At 60.5% G+C, this 20,858-nt stretch carries 19 protein-coding genes; 1 reads left to right on the forward strand and 18 read right to left on the reverse strand.

What is annotated here, in order from left to right; all coding sequences use genetic code 11:
- Positions 1 to 30: 30 nt before the first annotated feature.
- The 3 genes from H8699_RS01710 to H8699_RS01720 are packed head-to-tail and all read right to left on the reverse strand — an operon-like array spanning position 31 to position 2,966.
- Positions 31 to 1,062: a Gfo/Idh/MocA family protein gene (locus H8699_RS01710; protein ID WP_249284197.1), complete on the reverse strand. Its 1,032-nt coding sequence runs from the start codon at positions 1,060 to 1,062 to the stop codon at positions 31 to 33.
- Between the two features lie 34 nt (positions 1,063 to 1,096).
- Positions 1,097 to 1,963, reverse strand: a complete 867-nt coding sequence (locus tag H8699_RS01715) for a sugar phosphate isomerase/epimerase family protein (RefSeq protein ID WP_249284198.1) — start codon at positions 1,961 to 1,963, stop codon at positions 1,097 to 1,099.
- Between the two features lie 4 nt (positions 1,964 to 1,967).
- On the reverse strand, positions 1,968 to 2,966 hold the full coding sequence (locus H8699_RS01720; protein ID WP_249284199.1) for a Gfo/Idh/MocA family protein: 999 nt from the start codon (positions 2,964 to 2,966) through the stop codon (positions 1,968 to 1,970).
- Between the two features lie 175 nt (positions 2,967 to 3,141).
- Between H8699_RS01720 and H8699_RS01725 the strand changes: the two genes are divergently transcribed.
- Positions 3,142 to 4,116, forward strand: a complete 975-nt coding sequence (locus tag H8699_RS01725) for a D-2-hydroxyacid dehydrogenase (protein ID WP_249284200.1) — start codon at positions 3,142 to 3,144, stop codon at positions 4,114 to 4,116.
- A gap of 105 nt (positions 4,117 to 4,221) precedes the next feature.
- On the opposite strand, the gene H8699_RS01730 is transcribed toward H8699_RS01725, so the two are convergent.
- The 15 genes from H8699_RS01730 to H8699_RS01800 all read right to left on the reverse strand — a co-directional run bounded on the left by H8699_RS01730 (position 4,222) and on the right by H8699_RS01800 (position 20,542).
- A complete protein-coding gene (locus H8699_RS01730) occupies positions 4,222 to 4,488 on the reverse strand; it encodes an HPr family phosphocarrier protein (RefSeq protein ID WP_249284201.1) in 267 nt (88 codons plus the stop codon).
- Positions 4,489 to 5,439: a DNA-binding protein WhiA gene (gene whiA, locus H8699_RS01735; RefSeq protein WP_249284202.1), complete on the reverse strand. Its 951-nt coding sequence runs from the start codon at positions 5,437 to 5,439 to the stop codon at positions 4,489 to 4,491.
- A gap of 27 nt (positions 5,440 to 5,466) precedes the next feature.
- Entirely contained in the window at positions 5,467 to 6,330 is an 864-nt protein-coding gene (gene rapZ / locus H8699_RS01740) for an RNase adapter RapZ (RefSeq protein WP_249284203.1), read from the reverse strand.
- A gap of 69 nt (positions 6,331 to 6,399) precedes the next feature.
- A complete protein-coding gene (locus H8699_RS01745; protein ID WP_249284204.1) occupies positions 6,400 to 7,149 on the reverse strand; it encodes a PHP domain-containing protein in 750 nt (249 codons plus the stop codon).
- A gap of 1 nt (position 7,150) precedes the next feature.
- Positions 7,151 to 8,080 carry a UDP-N-acetylmuramate dehydrogenase gene (gene murB, locus H8699_RS01750; RefSeq protein ID WP_249284205.1) on the reverse strand — a complete coding sequence of 310 codons (930 nt, stop codon included), beginning with the start codon at positions 8,078 to 8,080 and terminating at the stop codon, positions 7,151 to 7,153.
- Between the two features lie 140 nt (positions 8,081 to 8,220).
- The gene (locus H8699_RS01755) at positions 8,221 to 9,510 is read right to left on the reverse strand and encodes an extracellular solute-binding protein (protein WP_249284206.1); all 1,290 of its coding nucleotides are present in this window, start codon (positions 9,508 to 9,510) and stop codon (positions 8,221 to 8,223) included.
- Between the two features lie 160 nt (positions 9,511 to 9,670).
- Entirely contained in the window at positions 9,671 to 10,555 is an 885-nt protein-coding gene (locus H8699_RS01760; RefSeq protein ID WP_249284207.1) for a MerR family transcriptional regulator, read from the reverse strand.
- A gap of 134 nt (positions 10,556 to 10,689) precedes the next feature.
- The gene (locus H8699_RS01765) at positions 10,690 to 11,649 is read right to left on the reverse strand and encodes an ROK family protein (RefSeq protein WP_249284208.1); all 960 of its coding nucleotides are present in this window, start codon (positions 11,647 to 11,649) and stop codon (positions 10,690 to 10,692) included.
- 54 nt (positions 11,650 to 11,703) lie between these two features.
- Positions 11,704 to 12,666 (reverse strand): HPr(Ser) kinase/phosphatase, encoded by a 963-nt coding sequence (gene hprK / locus H8699_RS01770; RefSeq protein ID WP_138295307.1) that lies wholly within the window; start codon positions 12,664 to 12,666, stop codon positions 11,704 to 11,706.
- Positions 12,667 to 12,696: 30 nt separating this feature from the next.
- Positions 12,697 to 13,497, reverse strand: a complete 801-nt coding sequence (locus H8699_RS01775) for a Cof-type HAD-IIB family hydrolase (RefSeq protein ID WP_249284209.1) — start codon at positions 13,495 to 13,497, stop codon at positions 12,697 to 12,699.
- Between the two features lie 107 nt (positions 13,498 to 13,604).
- Entirely contained in the window at positions 13,605 to 15,512 is a 1,908-nt protein-coding gene (gene uvrC, locus H8699_RS01780; protein ID WP_249284210.1) for an excinuclease ABC subunit UvrC, read from the reverse strand.
- 146 nt (positions 15,513 to 15,658) lie between these two features.
- On the reverse strand, positions 15,659 to 16,891 hold the full coding sequence (locus H8699_RS01785; protein ID WP_249284211.1) for a DUF4129 domain-containing protein: 1,233 nt from the start codon (positions 16,889 to 16,891) through the stop codon (positions 15,659 to 15,661).
- Between the two features lie 84 nt (positions 16,892 to 16,975).
- Positions 16,976 to 18,070 carry a DUF58 domain-containing protein gene (locus H8699_RS01790; protein WP_249284212.1) on the reverse strand — a complete coding sequence of 365 codons (1,095 nt, stop codon included), beginning with the start codon at positions 18,068 to 18,070 and terminating at the stop codon, positions 16,976 to 16,978.
- A 1-nt stretch (position 18,071) separates the two neighbouring features.
- Positions 18,072 to 19,037, reverse strand: coding sequence for an AAA family ATPase (locus H8699_RS01795; protein WP_330605093.1), 966 nt, complete (start codon positions 19,035 to 19,037; stop codon positions 18,072 to 18,074).
- Positions 19,038 to 19,210: 173 nt separating this feature from the next.
- The gene (locus H8699_RS01800; protein ID WP_249284213.1) at positions 19,211 to 20,542 is read right to left on the reverse strand and encodes a DUF4129 domain-containing protein; all 1,332 of its coding nucleotides are present in this window, start codon (positions 20,540 to 20,542) and stop codon (positions 19,211 to 19,213) included.
- Positions 20,543 to 20,858 lie beyond the last annotated feature (316 nt).

Here is a 20,858-nt window from a genome sequence, read left to right on the forward strand (position 1 = left end):
TCCTTTTGCGATGCCTGTCGTTCCCCTTATCTATAGCCGAACGGGTTTACCCGTGCGTGCCGATTCGTAGATGGCCAAAATAATGGCCAAAGGCTTGCGCCCCTCTTCGCCGGTGATGCGCGGCGGCCTGCCGCTTAGCAGCGCGTCCACCACATCCTCGATCTGGCGGCGGTGTCCCTCGCCGTAGATGGTCGCGCTCGCCGCTCCGCCGGGCTGCCCATCGTCGCCCTCTACCACATCCGGGCAGGGAGAGCCATCGGCCATACGCCAGTCGATCAGCGCGTCGTCCTGGATCACCGCGCCGCCCTGGTCGCCATAAATATCCAGCCGCGTATAAAAACCGGGGTTAGCCGTGGTATTGCCCTCGATCATCCCCAGCGCGCCGCTTTTGAACTTCACCGAGGCCACAGCCAAGTCCTCCACCTCGATGCGCACATGGCTGCGGGTGGCGCAGTAGGCATAGATCTCCTCCACATCCCCCATGATGTACTGCAGCATATCCACATAGTGCACGCTCTGGTTCATCAGCGCCCCGCCGCCATCCATCTCCCAAGTGCCCCGCCATCCGGCGCTATCATAGTATTCCTGCGAGCGGAACCACTTGGTATGGCTGCCGCCGAAGTTCAGCTGGCCAAACTTGCCCGCATCCCGCCCGGCGATCACCGCCTCGATGGCGTCGTCAAACCGGTGCTGGGAGATGCAGCTGAGCATCACCCCGGCCTCCTTGCAGGCGGCGATCAACCGGTCGGCCGCCTCCAGGGTAATATCGATGGGCTTTTCCACCAACACATTTTTCCCCGCTTTGGCCGCCATCACGCCGAAATCCGCGTGCATGCCGCTGGGTACGCACACGTGCACCAGATCGATGCGCTCATCCTTGAGCATTTGGGCATAATCCGTATAGGCCGTGGCGCCGTACGCCTTAGCCAGCGCATCCGCCTTTTGCGGGTCGATATCGCACACCGCTACCAACTGCGCCCGGTCCACCCCGGCAATGGCCCCCGCGTGCAGCGGGCCGATCACGCCGCAGCCCACGATCGCGCAGCGAATCATCTTTTCCATGTCTTTCCCTCCTTCTATTGCATCAGCCGATTGCTTAACCGGCTTTGGCTCCGATCTGATCGAGCACCTTCATCAGCGCGCCATAGGCCCGCCTGAACTGCTCTGGTCCATCCACCGCCGGGTCTGCCGACAGGTGGGGTTCCAACGTCAAAAACCCTTCGTACCCCGATTCCCAGAAGGCCCGCAGCACCTGGGCGATCTGCCCCTCCCCCTCGCCGGGGGCCCGGTGCACGTCGCCGATATTCTGGAAGCCCATATCCAGCGTACGCGCGGCATTCTCCTCATATACGGCGTCCTTCATGTGCAGATAGCGCACATACGGGCGCATCATCTCATAGGCATGGGGGTAATTGCGCACGTGGCAGTGTACAAAATTGGCCGGGTCATAGGTGGCAAACAGGTTACCGCCCTGTACAGATTTCAGGATCTCCACACAGCGCTCCGGCACATCGCCATAGATATACCGCTCGTTCTCATGCAGCAGGGTCACGCCGCTGCCCTTTGCCGCATCGGCCAAAAGCTGCATCCGGCACAGCACCTCCTCCCGGTAGGCTTGCGGTTGCTCGCCCTCCGGGATAAAAAAGCTAAATAGCCGGATATACGGCGCGTGCAGGCGCTGGGCCAGCGCCAACACGTGTTTAAATTTCTCTAAATGTTCCTCAAAGGGCTCGCGGATATCCACCTTGCCGATGGGCGAACCCACCGCCGAGGTTTGAAAGCCCCGCGCCTGCATGCGGGCAAACACGCCGTCGATCTCGTCAAGCGTATAATCGGCCACGTTCTTCCCGTCGATCCCCCGAAGCTCGATGTGGTGGATATCCAGTTCTTCCAGCACATCCATCTGGCGGTCCAGCTGTGCGCTGATCTCATCGGCAAAGGCCGAGAGTATAAAACGGCTCATCGTTTTATCCCTCCTGTTCGTCAAAAGGATACTTTACGCCGACCTGGCGGCGTACCTCGTCGCTGGCCCGGGCCATGTCCAGGCTCTGCTGCAAGGGCGAGATATCGCTCTCCAGCTGGCCGGCGCGGATGCAGTCCGCCGCGGCCATAAACTCAAACTGATAGCCCTTGCCCTCAAAGGGACAGGCCAAAAGCTGCTCTTTTCCCTGCGCATCGGTATAGCGCAGCACGCTCAAGTCGCTTTCATCCAGCTCTGCCCGGCCCTTGCTGCCTATCACCCGCAGTAGCGGCGGCAGCGCCGTGCCGATGGCCGTGGTGCCCACCGCGATGGTTCCATTATCATATTGCATCAGCATGGCCGTTTGCAGATCCACCCCGGTAGGGGCCAGCTGGGCCGTAGCCAAAATGCTTTGGGGCAGCTTGCCATCCATCATATCCCAGGTGAACGATAGGCAGTAGATGCCCATGTCCAGCATAGCGCCGCCGCCCAGCGCCGGGTTGAACAGCCGCGCCTGCTCGTGCCCCTGCCAGGGGGCGTAAAAGCCGCAGCTGCTCTCGATCAGACGAATCTCCCCCAGCGCGCCCTCGCGCACCATCTGACGCAGCCGCGTCATCGCCGGGAAAAAGCGCCGCCAGTTGGCCTCCATTAAAAAGCGCTTTTGCCTGCGCGCCTCGTCGATCATCCGCGCCACCTGGGCGGCATTGGCGCCCATGGGCTTTTCACACACCACGTGCTTGCCCGCGCGCAGCGCCCGCACCACCAGCTCCTCGTGCAGCGGATGGGGCGTGCCGATATAGACCGCGTCGATATCCGCATCGGCAAACAGCTCGTCATAAGAGCCATAAGCCTTCGGAATACCCCACTTTTGGGCAAAGGCCTGCGCGCGTTCCAGTTCCCGCGCGGCGGCCGCGTCCACCCGCACGCCGGTAGCGTATGCAAAGCAAGGGATCACGCGCCCTGCGATATCTCCGATCCCCAAAAAACCAAAGCGGATTGTTTTCATCCTGCTCCCCCCCCGTTTCTATCTGTTTATGAACGCTATTATTATACCTTTTTACAACAGAAAAGCCAATCCCCCGTCGGGGATTGCGCAAAACGAATTGCCCTGGCCCGCCATCCGTGCTATGATGCCTAGGAAGGGGATTTTTACCACACAATGTTCAAGGAGGAAAGCGCGTATGGAAGATATCAATATTTTTGTATTGGATAGCATCTATCCCGGAGTAGACTTCACCGTGCCGGAGTTTGAGCGACTGCGCAATATCGCCCCCAACCTGAAATTTCACATCGTACCCAAGACGAACCTGACAGATGAGATGGCCGCCCAGGCGGATATCTTTTACGGTTGCGTGCCGGTAGCCTTTCTGCCCCGTTGTAAAAAGCTCAAATGGCTGCACCTGGCCTCCGCCGGCGCAGCCGAGTATTGCGACCCGGCGCTTTATCAAAACCCCGATTGCCTGCTGACCAACTCCAGCGGGGTCTTTGGCATCCCCATTGCCGAGCACGTCATGGCGCTGCTGCTGGGGCTGACCCGCCGGGTGGACGAATTTGTGCGACAGGGCCAACAGCCCCTCTGGAAAAACTGCCAGCCCCTGCGGGATATTTGCGGCAGCACGGTGGGCATTCTGGGTTACGGGGATATCGGCGCACAGGTGGCGGGGCGCTTGCAGGGCTTTATGTGTAAAAAAATCGTGGGCGTGCGCCGGCATCCGGGCGCCTGCCCGCCGGAGCTGGACGCCCTATACGGTATGGATGCGCTGGACGAGGTAGTCGCCTCCAGCGATATCCTCATCATCTGCCTGCCTGGCACCAAGGATACCTATCATCTGCTGGATGCCAAGCGCCTTGGCTCCATGAAAGAAGGCAGCTTCCTCATCAATATCGGCCGGGGCTCCATTGTGGATCAGGAGGCTCTGATCGGCGCCCTGCAAAACGGCCCTCTGGCAGGCGCCGGGCTGGACGTAGTCACCCCTGAGCCTCTGCCGGCGGACAGCCCGCTTTGGAAGATGCAAAATGTGATCATCTCCTCCCACAGTTCGGGCGGTTCCCCCCACAACCCGGTGCGCTCTTTCGCCATTTTTGAGCGGAATCTCAAGCACTATCTGGCGGGCGAACCCATGGAAAACCAGGTGGATTTCAACCTCCAATATTGATCGGCAAATATCAAAAGGCTTCCTCAAACGAGGAAGCCTTTGCTTTTGCCCTATCTAGCGCCTAGCGCGCTAAAAACCTATCAAAACTATGCCGTAAGCAGCCCGCTACTCCAGCACAAAGTCATTTTCGATCAGCTTGACCATGGCGTCCATGGCCTCTTTTTCATCTTCACCCTTGACGATCAGGGTCACCGCATTGCTGCGGGCCACGCCCAGGGACAGCACGCCCATGATGGACTTGGCGTTAATCATCTGGTTGCCCTGTTTGATCAGGATCTGCGAGGAAAACTGATTGGCCGCCTGTACGAACACCGCCGCCGGACGCGAATTCAGCCCCTCTTTGTTATTGATGGTAATTTCTCTTTCCAACATTTAATAGTCCCCCTTTTCCTGCCGCAACTGCTGCGCCATCTCTTCTAAACGCCGCAAGCGGTGATTGACTGCTGATTTCCCCACCGGGGGGTCTAACATTTCTCCCAGCTCGATCAGGCTGGCCTCGGGATTATCCAACCGCACGGCCGCCATCTCTCTAAGCGGAGCCGAGAGCTTTGCCAGCTTTCCGCTGCTTTCCAGCGCCGTGATGGCCTCGATCTGCCGGGCGGCGGCAAACGCCGTTTTAGCCAGATTGGCCGTTTCACAGTTTACACTGCGGTTGACCTGGTTGCGCATCTCCTTTAGCACCCGCACGTTTTCAAGGGCCAGTACGGAGTTCATCGCGCCGATGACCACCAGCAAAGAGGAGATGCTCTCTCCTTCTTTCAAGTATACCACATAGCTGCCCTTTCTAGCTAAGTTTTTTGCCCCCAGCGAGAAAGAATTTATCAGCGCCATCAGGTCCCGGGCGAACTCTTCGGTAGAGAGCACAAATTCCAGATGATAGCCCTTTTCCGGCGTGGTCAGCGACCCCGCGCCCAAAAACGCGCCCCGGATATAGGCCCGGCGGCAGCAATCCCTGCGCACCAGTTCCCGGTCGATCCCCCGGTTAAAGACCAGCCCACCGCCCTTTTTGGAGATCAGCCCCGCATCCTCCAGCGCCTCGCGCGCGCCCTTGGTCACCGTCAGGTAATAGGCGTGGTTCTTTTTTAAGCGCCGCTTCTGGCCGCTGGCCACCTGGGGGGCGATGCCGTACACCCGCTTAAAAAGCCGGAACACCCGCCGCGCGCAGGAGGCGCTCTCGGTCGCGATGCGCAGCGCCATCTCTCCGCCGGAAAGGGTAATGGTGCCCGCCACGTGGATCAGCGCAGCCAGCTCCGCGCGCACGCAGCAGTCCTCCCCAAAGGGCAGGCGGCAAAGCTCCTCCCGCGTTTCGGATGAAAAGGACATCCCGACCCCTCCTGTTCACGCGGCCCTTTACCGCTTCATATCGTTGCCCATATCCCGGTGGGTGATGCTGACCAACGCTCCATCCTCCTTGAGCGCCGCATAGATCGCCTCTGCAATAACGACGGAGCGGTGCTGCCCGCCCGTGCAGCCGATGGCGATGACCAGCTGGTTTTTACCCTCATTGACGTAACCCGGCATGACCATGCGCAAAATCTCGATATATTTATCCAAAAAAGGCTTGGTCATGGGCAAGTCCATCACATACTCCCGCACGGCCTTTTCCCGGCCCGTATGGGCGCGCAGCGCATCGATGTAAAAAGGATTGCTTAAAAAGCGCACGTCAAAGATCAGATCCGCCTCCTGGGGCACGCCGTACTTAAACCCGAAGCTCATGACCGTTACGGCCAGCTGCCCCGCGCCCGCCTTTTGCCCAAAGATCCGCTCCAAAGAGCTGCGCAGCTCCTTTAAAGTATAATCGGAGGTGTCCACGATGCGGTTGGCGTTATCCCGCAGCGGGCTTAGCATCCTGCGCTCTTGCTCGATGGCCTGATTGACCAGCTCGCCCTGCTTTTGCAGCGGGTGGGCGCGCCGGGTCTCCTTATAGCGCTTGATCAGCACATCCTCATCCGCCTCGAAGAAAACGATCTCATAGGTACAACCGTAATCCTTGAGGGAGTAAAGTACCTCATACAGGTCTCCCATCAGGTTACCGCTGCGCACGTCCATCACCACGGCGACCCGGTCCAAGCCCGCGGCCTGGCCTACCTCCGCAAACTTAGGCAGCAGCTGGGTGGGCAGGTTATCCACGCAGAAATAATCCATGTCCTCCAGGTAGCGCAGCGCCTGCGTCTTTCCCGCGCCGGACAGCCCGGTTACTATCACCAAATGCATCTTAACACCTCCGCTTAGCGCCCGCGCCCCGAAATGGGGCCGGCGTTTTTCTTTCGCATCCTGTAATCCTTATTCTAGCCAGGCGGGCCTGTGCCCGGCAAAGCCCGCGGCATTGACGACGCGCCCCTCCGGCACGCCGGCCTGGCGGCAAAGCGCCATTGCCCGCTCAAATCCGCCTACCGCATCCGCTTCGTGCGCATCCGAGGAGAGGATGAACTGCGCCCCGGCGCTCAATGCCTCTTTAAGCTGCGCCGTTTCAGGCTTGGCATGCCGGTTATTGATCTCGATCAGCGTGCCCTTGGCCTGCGCCGCGGGGGCGATAAGCGCCATATCCACCGGGATATATTCCCCCAGGTGGCAAAGCGCGGCGATGCGGTACTGCTCCAGCGCATTCAAATACGCCTGGGTATTATCCTGCACGGTATCCTCATCCGGATGGAAGGCGTTGCGCAGCCACAGCTGGCCCGCATCCCTGACCCCGTAGGGCAGCGCCCCGCGGTGGAAGCCGCATAACACAAAATCAAAGGCCGGCAAAATACTCTCGGGCACATCCAGTTTGCCGCTGCGGGAGATCAGGTTGGCCTCGATGCCCAAAATCACCCGTATCTCCCGGTGGTACAGGCGGTTAAGCCTGTCCACCTCCCGGCGCATGGCCGGCACCTTGGGCCTGCGCACGCCGTAAGCCGGATGCCCCGGCCCATGGTCCGCAATGCCGATGACCTTCAGGCCCTTTTCCATGGCCGCGATCACATTTTGCTCGATGGTACCCTTGCCGTGGGAAAATACCGTGTGGGTATGCACATCCGCCATGATCTGCATCTTACCCATCCTCCCCCACGATGCGCACCTCGCATTGCAGGGCCACCCCGGCGTTCTCTAACACCCTGCGGCGTACCTGCTCGATCACAGAAAGCACCTGGGCCGCGCTGGCCCCGCCGTTATTGACCACAAAGCCCGCGTGCTTGGGCGAAACCTGTGCCGGGCCTACCGAAAAGCCCTTGAGCCCCGCCTGCTCGATCAGGGCGCCCGCAAAATATCCCTCCGGGCGCTTAAAGGTGCTGCCCGCGCTGCCCTTTTCCAGGGGCTGTTTTTCCCTGCGACGGGCATTTAAATCCTCCATGCGGGCCAAAATAGCCGCCTGCTGGCCCGGCGCCAGCTTAAACGCCGCCTCCAGGGCGATCTCCCCGGTCTCGCCCAAGCGACTGTGCCGGTAGCCCATTTGCATCTGCTCCGCTGCAAGCGTATAGATCTCCCCGCTTTCGGGGTTCAACACGCGCACGGAATGTAACACATCCTTAAGCTCCCCGCCGTAGGCCCCTGCGTTCATAAACACGCCGCCGCCCACGGTGCCGGGGATGCCCGCGGCAAATTCCAGCCCGGTAAGCGCCTTATCCGCCGCCGCGCGCGCCGCCTGGCTGAGCAAGGTGCCCGCGCGGGCGCGCAGGATATCGCCCTGCACCTGCGTGCCGCCAAACGCAGGGCCGATCTGCAACACCACGCCGCGCAGCCCCCCGTCCCGCACCAGGAGGTTTGAGCCGTTGCCCATTAAAAACCAGGGTGCGCCCGCCGCCTTCAGGGCGCGCAGCAGGGCCACGAGTTCTTTTTCATCCGCCACGCGCACGAAGATATCCGCCGGGCCCCCGCAGCGGAAGGTGGTCTCCCGTGCCATGGGCCAGTCGGGGTGTACCCGCTCCCCCGGCACGATATCCTCTACCAGGCGCCGCAGCGCGCCGGTTCGATCAGATTGCATTTTGCCTCCTCGTTACCGTCCTCTATCTAAGGGGCGCGGCCGCCCCCGTTGTTTACCAGTATTGCCCATATCGGGGCAAAGTAAGCCGTTCCCCCTTCTATGGGCACATCGGCTTATAGATCCTCCCTATCATACCAAACTCAATGGGGGGTTTGCAAGCCGATGAGCCCCTCGTACAATTCGCCAAACGCCACCTTATCCGCATCCTCTCCCGTCAGTGCGGTGATGCCCGCCCCGTCAAAGTCCGCCTTGCGCTGGGTGTCGTAATCGTACGCCGGCACGGTCAAAAGCTTCCCCTCCCGCACGGCCTGTTCAAAGGCGTAAAGCGGGTCCTCCTGCTCGTAAAAGCCCGCCGAGGGCGGCACCACGGCGGCAAACCCGCCCACTTTGGTGCAGATGACCTGGCTATCCCGGTTCAGAACGAATTCGACGAACCGGCCAGCCGTTTCGGTTCTCCCCTCATCCTGCCCGCCCTTCATGAGGGCCAGCAGCTGCATCTGGTCGGTAAAGATGCTGCCATCCGGCGCGCGCAGCAGCTGGCTGCTCAGGGCGATGGGGCTCTCCGCCTCCTCCGCCTTTTTGATCAGGGTCTGCATCTCCCCAAGTCCACCGGCCATCATGGCCGTCTGTCCGGAAAGCAGGCGTTCCATGGCTTTATCCTGTCCGCCCCCAAGGCCCTCCTCGTGCAGGCCCTCCGTCGGGCAGGCCACGCCCTCTCCCTCGCGCGCGGCCACCGCCAGCGCGAAATTGGCGCTGCCGCCCTTAGAGCCGGCCTCAAGCCCCCGTATGGGGATCTTATCCCGCGGCCGGTCGGGATTCGGTTTCTCACCCGAGAGCGCTATTAGCGCCTGCGCCCAACCGGCGGCATCCCAGGGCTCCAGCGTGACGCCGGCAGCAGAAAGCATATCGCTGCGGGCGATCAAGGCATAGGCACTGAACAGATAGGGGAGGCCGTATACGCTGCCCTCGTACCGGGCGGCGGTAAGCAGCGAAGGGTGCAGGTTATCCGGCAGGGGGTCTGCCGCCTCCTGCAGCCAGGCGGACGGGTCGTCAAAAAAGCCTGCGCCATAAGAGATCATATCCGGCAGATACCCCTCCCCCGCCTGGGCCTTTTGCAGCAGCGTATGCGCCTCTGTAGCCGAAAGTACCCGGATATCGATAAACACCCCGGGGTTGGCCTTTTCAAAGGCGGCGATGCGGTTGCGCAAAAACGCGGCGGAATCCCCCTTGCCGGTACGCACGCTGGGGATCTCCCACAGCCGCAGTACCCCACCCCAGCCGCTCTGGCTGTTCTGCAGGGATTCGGGCACCGGCGCCGGCTGGGCAGCCCGCCGGAACAGGCCAGGCAGCTGCAGCAGCAGCGCCGCGGTTAAAATACATACGGTAATGCTAAACCACCGCTTTTTTAGATTCGAGACCGGCTTTCTCACCCACACACCCCCGTTTACGCGCCCTTTACGGCCAGACAGCGCCTGACTTCAGGACTATTTTTATGCGTGCCCACCGGCGTTTAGCACCCGTTCTTCCGGGCCGGACGGGCAGCAAAAGGGCCGCGGCGTCATCCATTTCCGCGGCCCTTTGGGGTGAACATCATTTTTGATACAGGCTTTGTGCCTCTGGAAACCGCTTATAAAAGGCCGCATTGGCCCTTTGCAGGCGCTCCGTATAATCCCGGTACGCACAGCTGAGCACCTTTAGATTTTCCAGCAGCACCTCCCTGTATCCGCTGCGCCTTTGGAAATCCAGCAGCATTTGCTCCAGCATGCCCGCTGGCGAATTGCGGTAAGCTTCCGACCTCTTGAATTCCAGGTACTGGCGTATCTGCTCCTCCTGCGCCTCAAGGTATCGCTGGGGATCCTTCAGCACATCCTCCATTGCCGCCTGGTTACGCGCTTGCAGCGCGGCAGCGTCCTGCGCCGCCAGCGCCTGACGCAACCCCTCCTCCAGCTCTGGCGGCAGGTATAGTTCCACCTCGTCCAGGTAGCCGATCACCGCGCGGAAGGCTGCGCGCTTTTCGGGCGTATCCACCGGTTCATTTAAAAAGCGGCCAAAGTGCAGGGATAAAAACAGCCCGTAATTCCCCGGAAAGGCCAGCGCCATCCGCTCGCGCAGGGTATACTCATCCATCTCCATGCACTGCAGGCGGTCAAATATCCGTTCCACATCGTAATCCCGCGCCAAGGTAGATAGACAATCCTGCACGGTTTGCAGCCGTTCCATCTTCAGCTGCGAAAGATAGCGGTACTTTTCCAGCGCCGCCCCCTTATCCGCGCTTTTGAGGATGGAGCCGATCTGCTCCACCCCTATCCCCAGGCGCCGCAGGGTGGCGATCTCCCGCAGGTGCGCTACATCCTCCTCGGAATAATCCCGGTAGCCGTTATCCCGCACTCCGGGTGCGAGCAGCCCCCGGCTCTCGTAGTAATGCACCGCTTTTTTGGTCAGCCCGCTGCGGGCGCAAGCCTCTTTGAGCAACATCGTTCGTCCAGCCCTCCCATATGTCACCTCGTTAGCTCCATCATAATCCGTGCCCCAGGGGCATAGTCAAGACCCGGCGCCCTTATAAAAAAACAGCCGGGCGCTCCCGCCCGGCTGTCCATCGGTATCCGTTCTTATTTGCCCGCCGCCTCGGCGCACAGCATGGCCGCACCGATCAGGCCGGCCTCGTTGCCCAGGGTCGCCAGCTCCACGCGCGCATAAGGCATATCCGGGTGCATGACGCACTTTTTGACCTGCTCGCGCACCGCGTCCAGCAGGAAATCCCCCGCGCGGGAAACCCCGCCGCCCAGCGCCACCACCTCCGGATCCAGGATATGGATCAGCGAGGCGATGCCCCGGCCCAGGGCATAGGCATAATCGTTAAACAGCTTTAAGGCCACCGCGTCCCCTTCCTTGGCCGCATCGATCACGACCTTGGCGTTGACCTTGGCCTTGTCCCCGCCGGTCTTTTGGGCGATCAGGCAATCGGGATGCTGCTCCATGGCCTCGCGGGCAAAGGCGATCAGCGCCGTGGCGGAGGTATACTTCTCCCAGCAGCCCTGCTGGCCGCAGTTGCAATCCACCCCGCCGTAGAGCATGCTGCTCATGTGGCCGATCTCTCCGGCTACCGAGTGGGCGCCCCGCAGCATTTTACCGTTTACCATCAGCCCGCCGCCAACGCCGGTGCCCAAGGTGATAAACACCGCATCCTTGGCGCCCTTCATGGAGCCGACCATGATCTCGCCCAGGGCCGCGGCATTGCCGTCGTTATCCATATGGATGGGCAGGTTGATCACCTTTTGCATCTCATCGCGCACGGGTTCCATATGCCAGCCCAGGTTGACCGCCGTCGCCCGCCCGTTTACATGGTCGATAGCGCCGGGCACGCCGATGCCGATGCCCTCCACGTCCGCCGGGGTCAGCCCCGCCTTTTCAATGGCTTCTACCGCCGCCAGGGCCATATCTTTAGCTACCTCGGCAAAGGGGCGGGTATTGCCGGTGGGCCGCTCCACCTGGCAGAGGATCTTCCCCTCGTCGTCCACAATGCCGGCCACGATATTGGTTCCGCCCAGATCGATCCCTACGTATTTCATCTTCATTCCTCCGTTTCTTATTGAAAAGGCCTTGAGGCCTAAAGTTTATCCATCCTAAAAGTGCATGCCGCTCACGTCGTCCGGGTCCAGCTCCTCGGCCCGGCCGCTCATCATCATCTCCATACGCCGGTCCAGCTCCTTGGCCGCATTATAGCCCTGGGCCTTTAAGCGGAAGTTGCGGGCCGCCACCTCGGCGATGATGGCCAGGTTGCGCCCCGGGGCCACCGGCACGGTGATGCGCGGGATCTTGATGCCCAGCATCTCCTCGTACTCTTCGCTGATCCCCAGCCGGTCGTACACCTTATCGTCGTCCCAGCGCTCCATCTTGATCACCAGGTCGATGCTCTTTTGCCGGATCACCGAACCTACGCCGTACATGGAACGCACGTCAATAATGCCGATGCCCCGCATCTCCATTAAGTACCGGATCAGCTTGGGAGATTCCCCGGTCAGCCGGTTATCCGCCACCCGGCACAGCTCCACCGCATCGTCGGAGACCAGGCGGTGGCCGCGCTTGATCAGCTCCAGCGCCGTTTCGCTCTTGCCGATGCCGCTCTCCCCGGTAAAGAGGATACCCACCCCGTAGATATCCATCAGCACCCCGTGGATGGTGCCCCGGGGGGCGATCAGATTATCGATATAGCCGATCAGCCGGTGCACCAGCTGCGTGGTGGACTGCTGGGAAGAGAGCACCGGCTTTTTGGCCGCCACGGCCAACGCAAGCACGTCCTCGGGCAGGTCCAGCCCCCGGCAGACGATCAGGCAGGGGAACTCCTTATTAAAATAGGTCTCCATATACTTGATCTGGTGGGCGGTGGAGCGGCTGGTCAGGTAGGCGATCTCCGAGCGGCCCACCACCTGCACCCGGCCCGGGGCAAAATACTCAAAGTACCCCGCCATCTCAAGTCCTGGGCGGTTGATGTCGCTGGAAGTGATCTGCATCTCGGCCCCTTCGTCCGCGCTGACCACGCTCAGCCCCATTCCCTTGCAAAACTCCTCTACGGTGATGGTATGCATTTCCCTCACGCCTTTCTTTATCCGCGCATCCTAAGCCAGCACGTATTTTTCGATCATCACGGCCACGCCGTCCTCGTCGTTGCTGGGGGCGATCTCGTCCGCCACGGCCTTGATGCGCGCATCCGCATTGCCCATGGCCACGCCCTTGCCCGCGTACTGGATCATGGTGATATCGTTAAAGCTATCGCCGATGGCCATGACTTCCTCCTGAGCAATGCCCAGCTGGTTTGCAAAGTTGGCCACCGTGCGGCCCTTAATGGCCTCGGGGTGGGTGAACTCCAGAAAGCGGGGTTTGGAGATGGCGATGGCCAATTTGTCCCCAAAGTGATCGATCATCTCCTGTTGGAGGTTTAAGATCACCTCCGGCTGATCCAGGCAAAGCATCTTGACCGGCTCCTGCGTGATCTTTTCGGATACCGGGCTGCCCACCGGGATGCCCCGAAAGCCCGCCAGCGCCGCATAGTAGTCCGCCGGCTCGCCCTCTTTGGCATAATAATAGTTGTCTCCGATATAGTACTGGATATGCAGCCCCCGCGCCTCGCACAGGTCGGCCACCTCCCGGGCCAGTTCCAGGGGCACCGTGCGGCTGTAGAGCACCTCATCGGTCTTAATATCGGTGATCTGCGCGCCCTGGCAGGTCATAAGCGGCGTGGCAAGTCCCAGCGCCTTGGCATAGCGCTTGGCGGCCGCGTACATCCTCCCCGTGACCAGGATGACAGTGCATCCCTTGTCCTGAGCGGCGTACAGCGCGTCACGCGTGCGGTCGGTGATCTCATGCTTGGAATTTAAAAGCGTATCGTCAATATCGATGGCGACGAGTTTGATGGCCATTGGTTTTTCGTCCTCCTCTTGGTTGTATGCGTAGCTTTACGTAAGCCTTATTTATTATACCCTATGGAAAGCTCCGCGCCAAGGGGTGCGCGCCATCCGCTTAGCCATCACTGCTCTGTTTCGTTCGCCGTTTCCGTCTGCTCCCCGTGGAAGTGGGCGTATAGTGCCTGGGCTGCCGGGCGGTTCATGCCCGGCACGGCGCAGATTTCTTCCAAAGTAGCCTTTTCCATGGCCGAAACCGTGCCAAAATGGGCGAATAACGCCCTGCGCCGGGCCGGGCCCACCTGGGGCAACTGCTCCAAGGCGGATTGCACCATGGTTTTGCTGCGCAGGCTGCGGTGGAAGGTGATGCCAAAGCGATGGGCCTCATCCCGCACGCGCTGGAGCAGTTGCAGCGCCAGCGAGTTGCGGGGCAGCACCACCGGGTCGCTTCTGCCGGGCAAAAACACCTCTTCATACCGTTCGGCCAGGCCCAGCACGGGGATATTAAGCCCCAGCGCCTCCCATACTTCAAGGGCTATGCCCAGCTGGCCCTTGCCGCCGTCGATCAATACCAGGTCGGGCAATGGCAAAAACTTGCCCCCCGGCGCATCATCCGGGATACCCTCTTCCCTGCGCTTTTGCAGCTCGGCAAAGCCGTGGGTAAAGCGCCGGGTCAGCACCTCGCGCATGGTCTCATAATCGTTGGGGCCTTCCACCGTCTTGACCTTAAAGCGCCGGTAGGCCTTGGGGTTGGCCTTTCCCCCTTCGGCCACCACCATGACCGATACGGGATTGGTGCCCTGAATGTTGGAGTTGTCGTACCCCTCGATCCGCCAGGGCACTTTGGGCAGGTGCAGGATCTTTTGCAGGTCCTCCATCGCACCGATGGTGCGCTGGTGCTCCACCTGCTCTTTTTGCAGTATGCGGCGCAGCCGCTCCTGCGCGTTATCCTGCGTCAGCTCCACCAGCCTTTTTTTCTCCCCTCGCTGTGGGCAAAGGACATAGACCCGGCTGCCCCGCTTTTCGGAGAGCCACTGCTCGTACACCTCGGGCGAGGGCAGGGGCGAGGCCACCAGGATCTCCCGGGGGATAAAGGTATCCTCCCCGTAAGTCTGGGTGATAAAGTCCGCCAGTATCTCCCCCGGTCCGGCCTCCAGCGGCGGGTTTACGGGGTAGTGCTGGCTGCCGATCATCTTACCCGCGCGGATGTTGGTGACCTGCACCACCCCCAGCGGCCCCTCTTCAGCCAGGGCCAGCACGTCCCGGTCCTCAAGGCCGGTGGAGATGGCCTTTTGCCGCTGCATCACCCGCTCGATCATGGCGATCCGATCCCGGTAGATAGCCGCCCGCTCGTACTCCATTTTCTGGGCGGCGTCCGCCATCTTTTCCTGCAGGCCGGAGACGATATCCTCATACTTGCCCGAGAGGAACAGGATCACCTGATCGATCACCTCCCGGTATTCCTCCGGGGTGACCAACCCCGCGCAGGGCGCCATGCAGGCGCCGATCTGGTAATTCAGGCAGGGCCGCTCCGGGCGCATGCCAGGGGCGATAGCCTTTTTGCAGGTGCGGATGGGAAAGGTCTTTTTTAGCGTATTGAGCACATCCCGCAGCGAATGCGCGCCGATATAGGGGCCAAAGTAGCGCGCCCCGTCGTCCGCGATCCGCCGGGCGATCTCCACCCGGGGATAAGGCTCCTTTAAATTGATACGCACATAGGGGTACTGCTTATCATCCTTGAGCAGAATGTTGTAGTGGGGCCGGTAGCGCTTGATGAGGTTGCATTCCAAAATCAGCGCTTCCAGCTCCCCATCGGCCAGGATGTACTCGATGCGGGCGATCTTGGCCACCATGGCCCGCACCTTGGCCCCGTGTTTCTGGGTGGATTGGAAGTACTGGCGCACCCGGCGCTTGAGCGAGATGGCCTTGCCCACGTAAATAATGGTATCCTGCGCATCCCGCATCAGGTAGACACCGGGATGGTCGGGTATATTTTTCAGCGTTTCTTCAACTTCTTTGGGCCATTGCGCCATAAACGGGGCACTCCTTTTACGATCGGTGTTTTAAAATCACGATAGGGCACGGCTTTTGCCATGCCCTATTATACCATATTTTTGTTTCGCGCAGGGCCAAGGCATTTCCCGTTCTCGTCCCCGGGCCGTAAGCGCGCCTGTTACCCTTACAGCTGCCCATAGACCTTGCGCGCCGCCTCCACCTGCTCTTTATCCGGCGCGCGGCGGCTGTAGCGGGCCAGGTTGTAGCCCTGTGCCAGCGCCTGCAACGTTCCTTTAGGCACGCGCCGCAGCTGCGCCTGCCCGGCCAGTTCATTGGGGGTTAGCAGCGTAAGCGGATTTTGCGCCTCCTGCTCCTCCAGATGATCCAGCACCCTACGGTAGGCCAGGCGCACCCGCTCGGTATCGTCCGCGCAGTCCTTCCAGCCCTTGCGGCGCATCCGGTGCAGCAGGCGCGAAAACCAGCCCCGCCTTTTGGCTTGGACGATATCTTCTTCCTCGTCCACATATCCATCGCCCTGGGCGTAACGGCCGCTGGGCGCGGTGCGCTCCATCAACCGTTTCAGCGCCCGGATCAGCCAGCGTACCGCCATAAAAAGGATAAACGCCACGATCAGCGCGGCCACCACCCACATCACGATCTGCAACCATTGGGGCGTTTCCACCGTGGGCTCCAATTCCAGGCTCTCCGGCGCGGCGGGGGCCAGCCCCTCGGGCGTATTCTGGGCAAACAGGCTCATGATCCATCCCAATCCGGCCACAAAGGCCCCGATCCCCTGGGCGATCACCCACAAAAAGCCTTGCAATGCGCGGCCCACCAGCGGACCGTTCATCATCAACAGCGCCAAAACAATGACGGGGATAACCATCATCCGCCCGCCCCGCCGTACCGAACGGGGCGCGCTGCCGGCCCCCGCCTCCCGCACGGAGGTGGCGTTGATCATCAAAACGGCGATCACCACATAAACCGAGCCAAAGGCCCCCAGCCGCTCCCCCGCGCCCGGCATAGGGAAAAACCACCCGAATACCAGCGCCACAACCAGGTAAAGCCCAAACCCCACCGGCAGCAGCCGCACGTCCAGTGTCGAGGGGATATCCATGCGTGCCACAAAAAAACCTACGGCCGCCACGGCGGGCGCGGCCACCATCCAAACGGTTTGCAGCTGCACGCCCATCCAGGGGAAAAAGGCCGCAAGAAAACTGCCCGCCAACAGCGCCAGCAGCACCAATACCGCCACGCCTACCTTGGCCTTGCGCGTCTCCAGACCGGCCAGCGCGCCCAACAGCAATATGCCCAACAGCAGCGCCGTACCCGGGATACAGCTGCCGCCTGCAAGGAAGCCCTGCAAAGCCGCCTCGCACACCGGGTAAAGCATCAAAAACCCCATACCAATCTGCATGGCCCGCATAACACCCCTGCGCGCGCATAAAGCCTTTATGTCTATCTTCATCTTTCCGCCCCCAAGCTGCATCACTATTTCTGTTTAAGACGCCGCCCTATCCCCTTCGGCCTGTGGAATGGGCAGATACGTTACCGTATTGCCCAGTGCCCGCAGGCGGCCGGCATGCATTTCCAGCGTCTCGTCCCAATAATTGGAGACCACCGCAAAGTCCATCCCGCCCGGCAGCATGGCCTCCACCTGCTCTAGCAGCGTGGGCAGGGTCAGCTTGCGGTGTATCCGCAAATGGGCCAGCGCGCCCAATATGCTGCGCAGCTGGTCGTTGCCGCCGGCCGGTTCGATATACAAAGGCTCCTGCAGGCCGTCGATATCGCCGTTGGTGGTCATCCCCGCCTCTAGCCCCAGGGATACGGCCCAAGCTGCCAAACTGGCCGCGTAGGAGATGCCCCGCTCGATCACCTCGGCCTCCTGTTCGCCCAGTTCTCCCCACTGGCCGGCGTCCCGCTGGACGTTGACCACCATCATCACCCGCGGCGAGGCGGTAAAGTCATGGGTCTTGACCTGCAAATGCCCCCGCCGGGCCGTGGCGGCCCAATGGATATCCTTTTGCCGGTCTCCCGCCGCGTAATCCCGGATTCCGTTGACCAGATAAGGGTCGCTCTGGATATAGCGGCGCACCACCACGTCCCCTTGCCAGCGCAGGGATTCGGTGGGCATCTCCCCGATATCGAACAGCCGGGGATAGACCGTTACCTCCGCCTGCACCGCCCGGCTGCCGCTGGCGTGCTTAATGCCCACCAGGTCGCCCACCGACAGGTTGACCGATTCCAGCTTATAATAGCCCCGCTTCAGGCATTTGACCTTGTGCCGGCGGGTGATGCGCCGGTAACCCGGCAGGAAAAACAAACTGCGGTGATACCGCCCGCCGCTGACCGTCAGGTCGCTCTGGCCGTGGAACTGCAGATTTTGAGAAATGTAGGATTCAACCCGCAGCCAGGGCAGGGGCAGTAGCTTGGCGTTGGAGATCACCTCCACCAGCTCGATCTCCTCGCCCTCGTACGCCTCCGAGGTTGAAAATGTCCTTTTATAGCCGATCTTGAGCGGGCCGGCCAGCGCAAACAGCCAGGCCTGCGCCAGGCACAGCACGCCGATGGCTACCAATAGCCAAACTACGCTCATTTCAGGCCTCCTGCTCCAGATCCTCCGTGGGGGCGGGCACCGCTTCCAGTATTTTGGCGATCACGCCGGCAGCGCCCTCTTTTTGCCCTAAAATGCCCCGGCGCATCATGATGCGGTGGCCCAGCACAGGCAGAGCCATCGCCTTAACGTCGTCAGGCAGCACATAATCCCGCCCCCGGGAAAGCGCCAGAACCTGGCAGGTACGCATCAGCGCCTGTAACCCGCGGGGGCTGACCCCCAGGGATACCCCCTCAAAAGAGCGGGTGCGGGTGACGATCTCGATCATATACTGCGCAACGGGCTTGGATACATAGACCTGGTGGAAGCTGCACTGGGCATCATAAAGCTCCTGGGCGGTAGCCACGCTTTGCAGCGCGCCCAGGGGATCGGCTCCCTTAAAGCGGTTTAATATTTCCAGGCTGTCCTCATCGGAAGGATAGCCCATGGACAGGCGCACCAAAAAGCGGTCCAGCTGGGCTTCGGGCAGCGGGAAGGTGCCCTGGGTCTCCACCGGGTTTTGCGTGGCGATGACGAAAAAGGGCTCCTCAAGTTTATAGGTCTCCCCATCGGAGGTGACCTGATGCTCCTCCATGGCCTCCAGCAGGGCCGATTGGCTGCGCGGCGTGGCGCGGTTGATCTCATCGGCCAGCAGAATATGGGTAAAGACCGGCCCGCGCTTAAACTCAAATACGTTCTCCTTTTGGTTAAAAATGCTGGCCCCGGTAATATCCGCAGGCAAAAGGTCGGGCGTAAACTGCACCCGTGAAAAGCCGGCCGCCAGGCTCTTGGCCAGGCTGCGGGCCAGCAGCGTCTTACCCGTGCCCGGCACATCCTCCAGCAGTACGTGTCCACCGGCCAGCACCGCCACCACGACCTTTTCGATCACATCGTCCTTCCCCACGATGACCTTGCTGATATTCTCGATCAATTTTCCCGGTAACGCCATTAATTGCTGCAATTCCATCATCAGTTCCCCCTTATCTTCGCGCCTGCGCGCCTTTTTTTGTAAAAGGCCCTGCCTTGCGGCGGGCCGGGTTTACGAGCTGTATATCATAAGCTTAATTTATTTCGCCCGCTAATCAACCCCTCATATTTTAGGTTAATCCCCATATTTTTGATATTTACGCCCTCTAAGCCGGCCTATAGACGCGTATAAATCCGCCGTGCTGCTTCTACATGAGCCCGCCCGGCTGCATGCGGGCTGTAGCGCACCAGGTTGTAGCCCTGTGCCAGTAGGTCAAGCTCCTCCTTTGTTACCTGTTCTATCCAGGCCTTGCGCGCCACTTCGCTGGGCGTGGCGGCTGCCAGATATCCCTGGGCCGGGTCCTTTGCCAGCCGCCTTTTGACGCGCTCATAGGCCAGGCGCAGCCGCTGCGCATCATCCTGGCAGTCCTCCCACATCTTTTGGGATGCGGCTGTATATCGCCTGCGGCGCCGCCGGCGGCGCGTTTCCCGCTCCAGAATCTCCTCCTCATCGGTAAATCCGGTTTCCTCCACCCACTGGCTCCGGTCCTTTTTCTCTTTCCGGCCCAGGATCCACCTGTAGACCAGCCGGTAAAGCCCATACACCGCCAGGCAGGCTACTGCCACAAACAAAACCCCGCTGATGATCTGCAATAGGCGAATCAGCCACTCCGGCGCCATGCCCGGCTCAAACTCCACCTCCAGCCCCTCTCCCGGTTCGTCCTCAACCGCGGGCAACGTAAGCCCGATGAGATAGCGTATAAAGCCGATGACCGCTCCGATCCCCTGGCCGATCAGCTCCGTCAGGCGCCAAAGTCCCTCCTGCCACAGCGGCAGGGTCATCACTGCCAGCCCCAGGATCAGCAATGGGATGAGCATCAGCCGCCCCGCGCGCAATATATACCGGGGGATGGCAGCGTTCTCTCCCGCCGCATGGCCGATGGCCAGGCGGTTCAGCGCCAAAATGGCCAAAACGATATAAGCGCCGCCCAGGATGCCTAACCGCGCCTGCACCTCCTTCACCGGGCATAATAGGCCAAAAAGCAGCGCACAGGCAAAATAAGCGCCCAGCCCTGTCCCCAGTATCGCCGGCCGCAAGGGGCTTGGCAGCGGCCGCTCGGTCAATAAAAAGCCGCAGGCGGGCAGGGCCGTCATTCCCAGCACCCAGGCAGCGGCGAACCAGGTCTGCCATACTGTAAATTTGCCGCTTATAAAAATGTACTGATAAGTCAGTGTCCCTACCATCAGCCCCGCAAAGATAGCGCCTACCAACGCCGCCGTTCTGCACCTTACCCGCTCGCCCCGCATGATCCGCCCACAGGCCGCGCCGCAGCCTAGCGCCAGCAGCACTTCGGCCGTGATTTTGGGCCAGTGCCCCTGTGCCAGCAATCCCTGTGCGGCAGTTTCGGCAAAGGGATAAATAAAAAGCAGGCCCATCAGTACCGCAAAAGCCTTTTGCATCCTCCTGTCCCCAACCAAACGCTCCCGTTTGGACAACCTGCCCTGCATAAATTCGCCCCCAATATATCCGATATGCACAATAGAGTATATTAAACTTCATACAGTCGATTTAAAAATAGAATAAGTAAAATAAATTTGAGTAGTATATACAACTACAAAATTCGCTTCTATGCGCAAGGCTCCCCTCCCAATTTTTTTGCTTCTCTTTCATTATTTTTGGAAAACCAGCCTATTTAATTTCGCATCACTCATGCAAACATATGGACATGACTCTTTGTTCACCGAAAAGCGCATTGGCGGGTAGATATATTTCATTTTTTGGAATATCAAAAAACCCGCGTCCCATAGGACGCGGGCAGAAGTA

This window comes from Luoshenia tenuis, assembly GCF_014384745.1.
Classification (GTDB): domain Bacteria; phylum Bacillota; class Clostridia; order Christensenellales.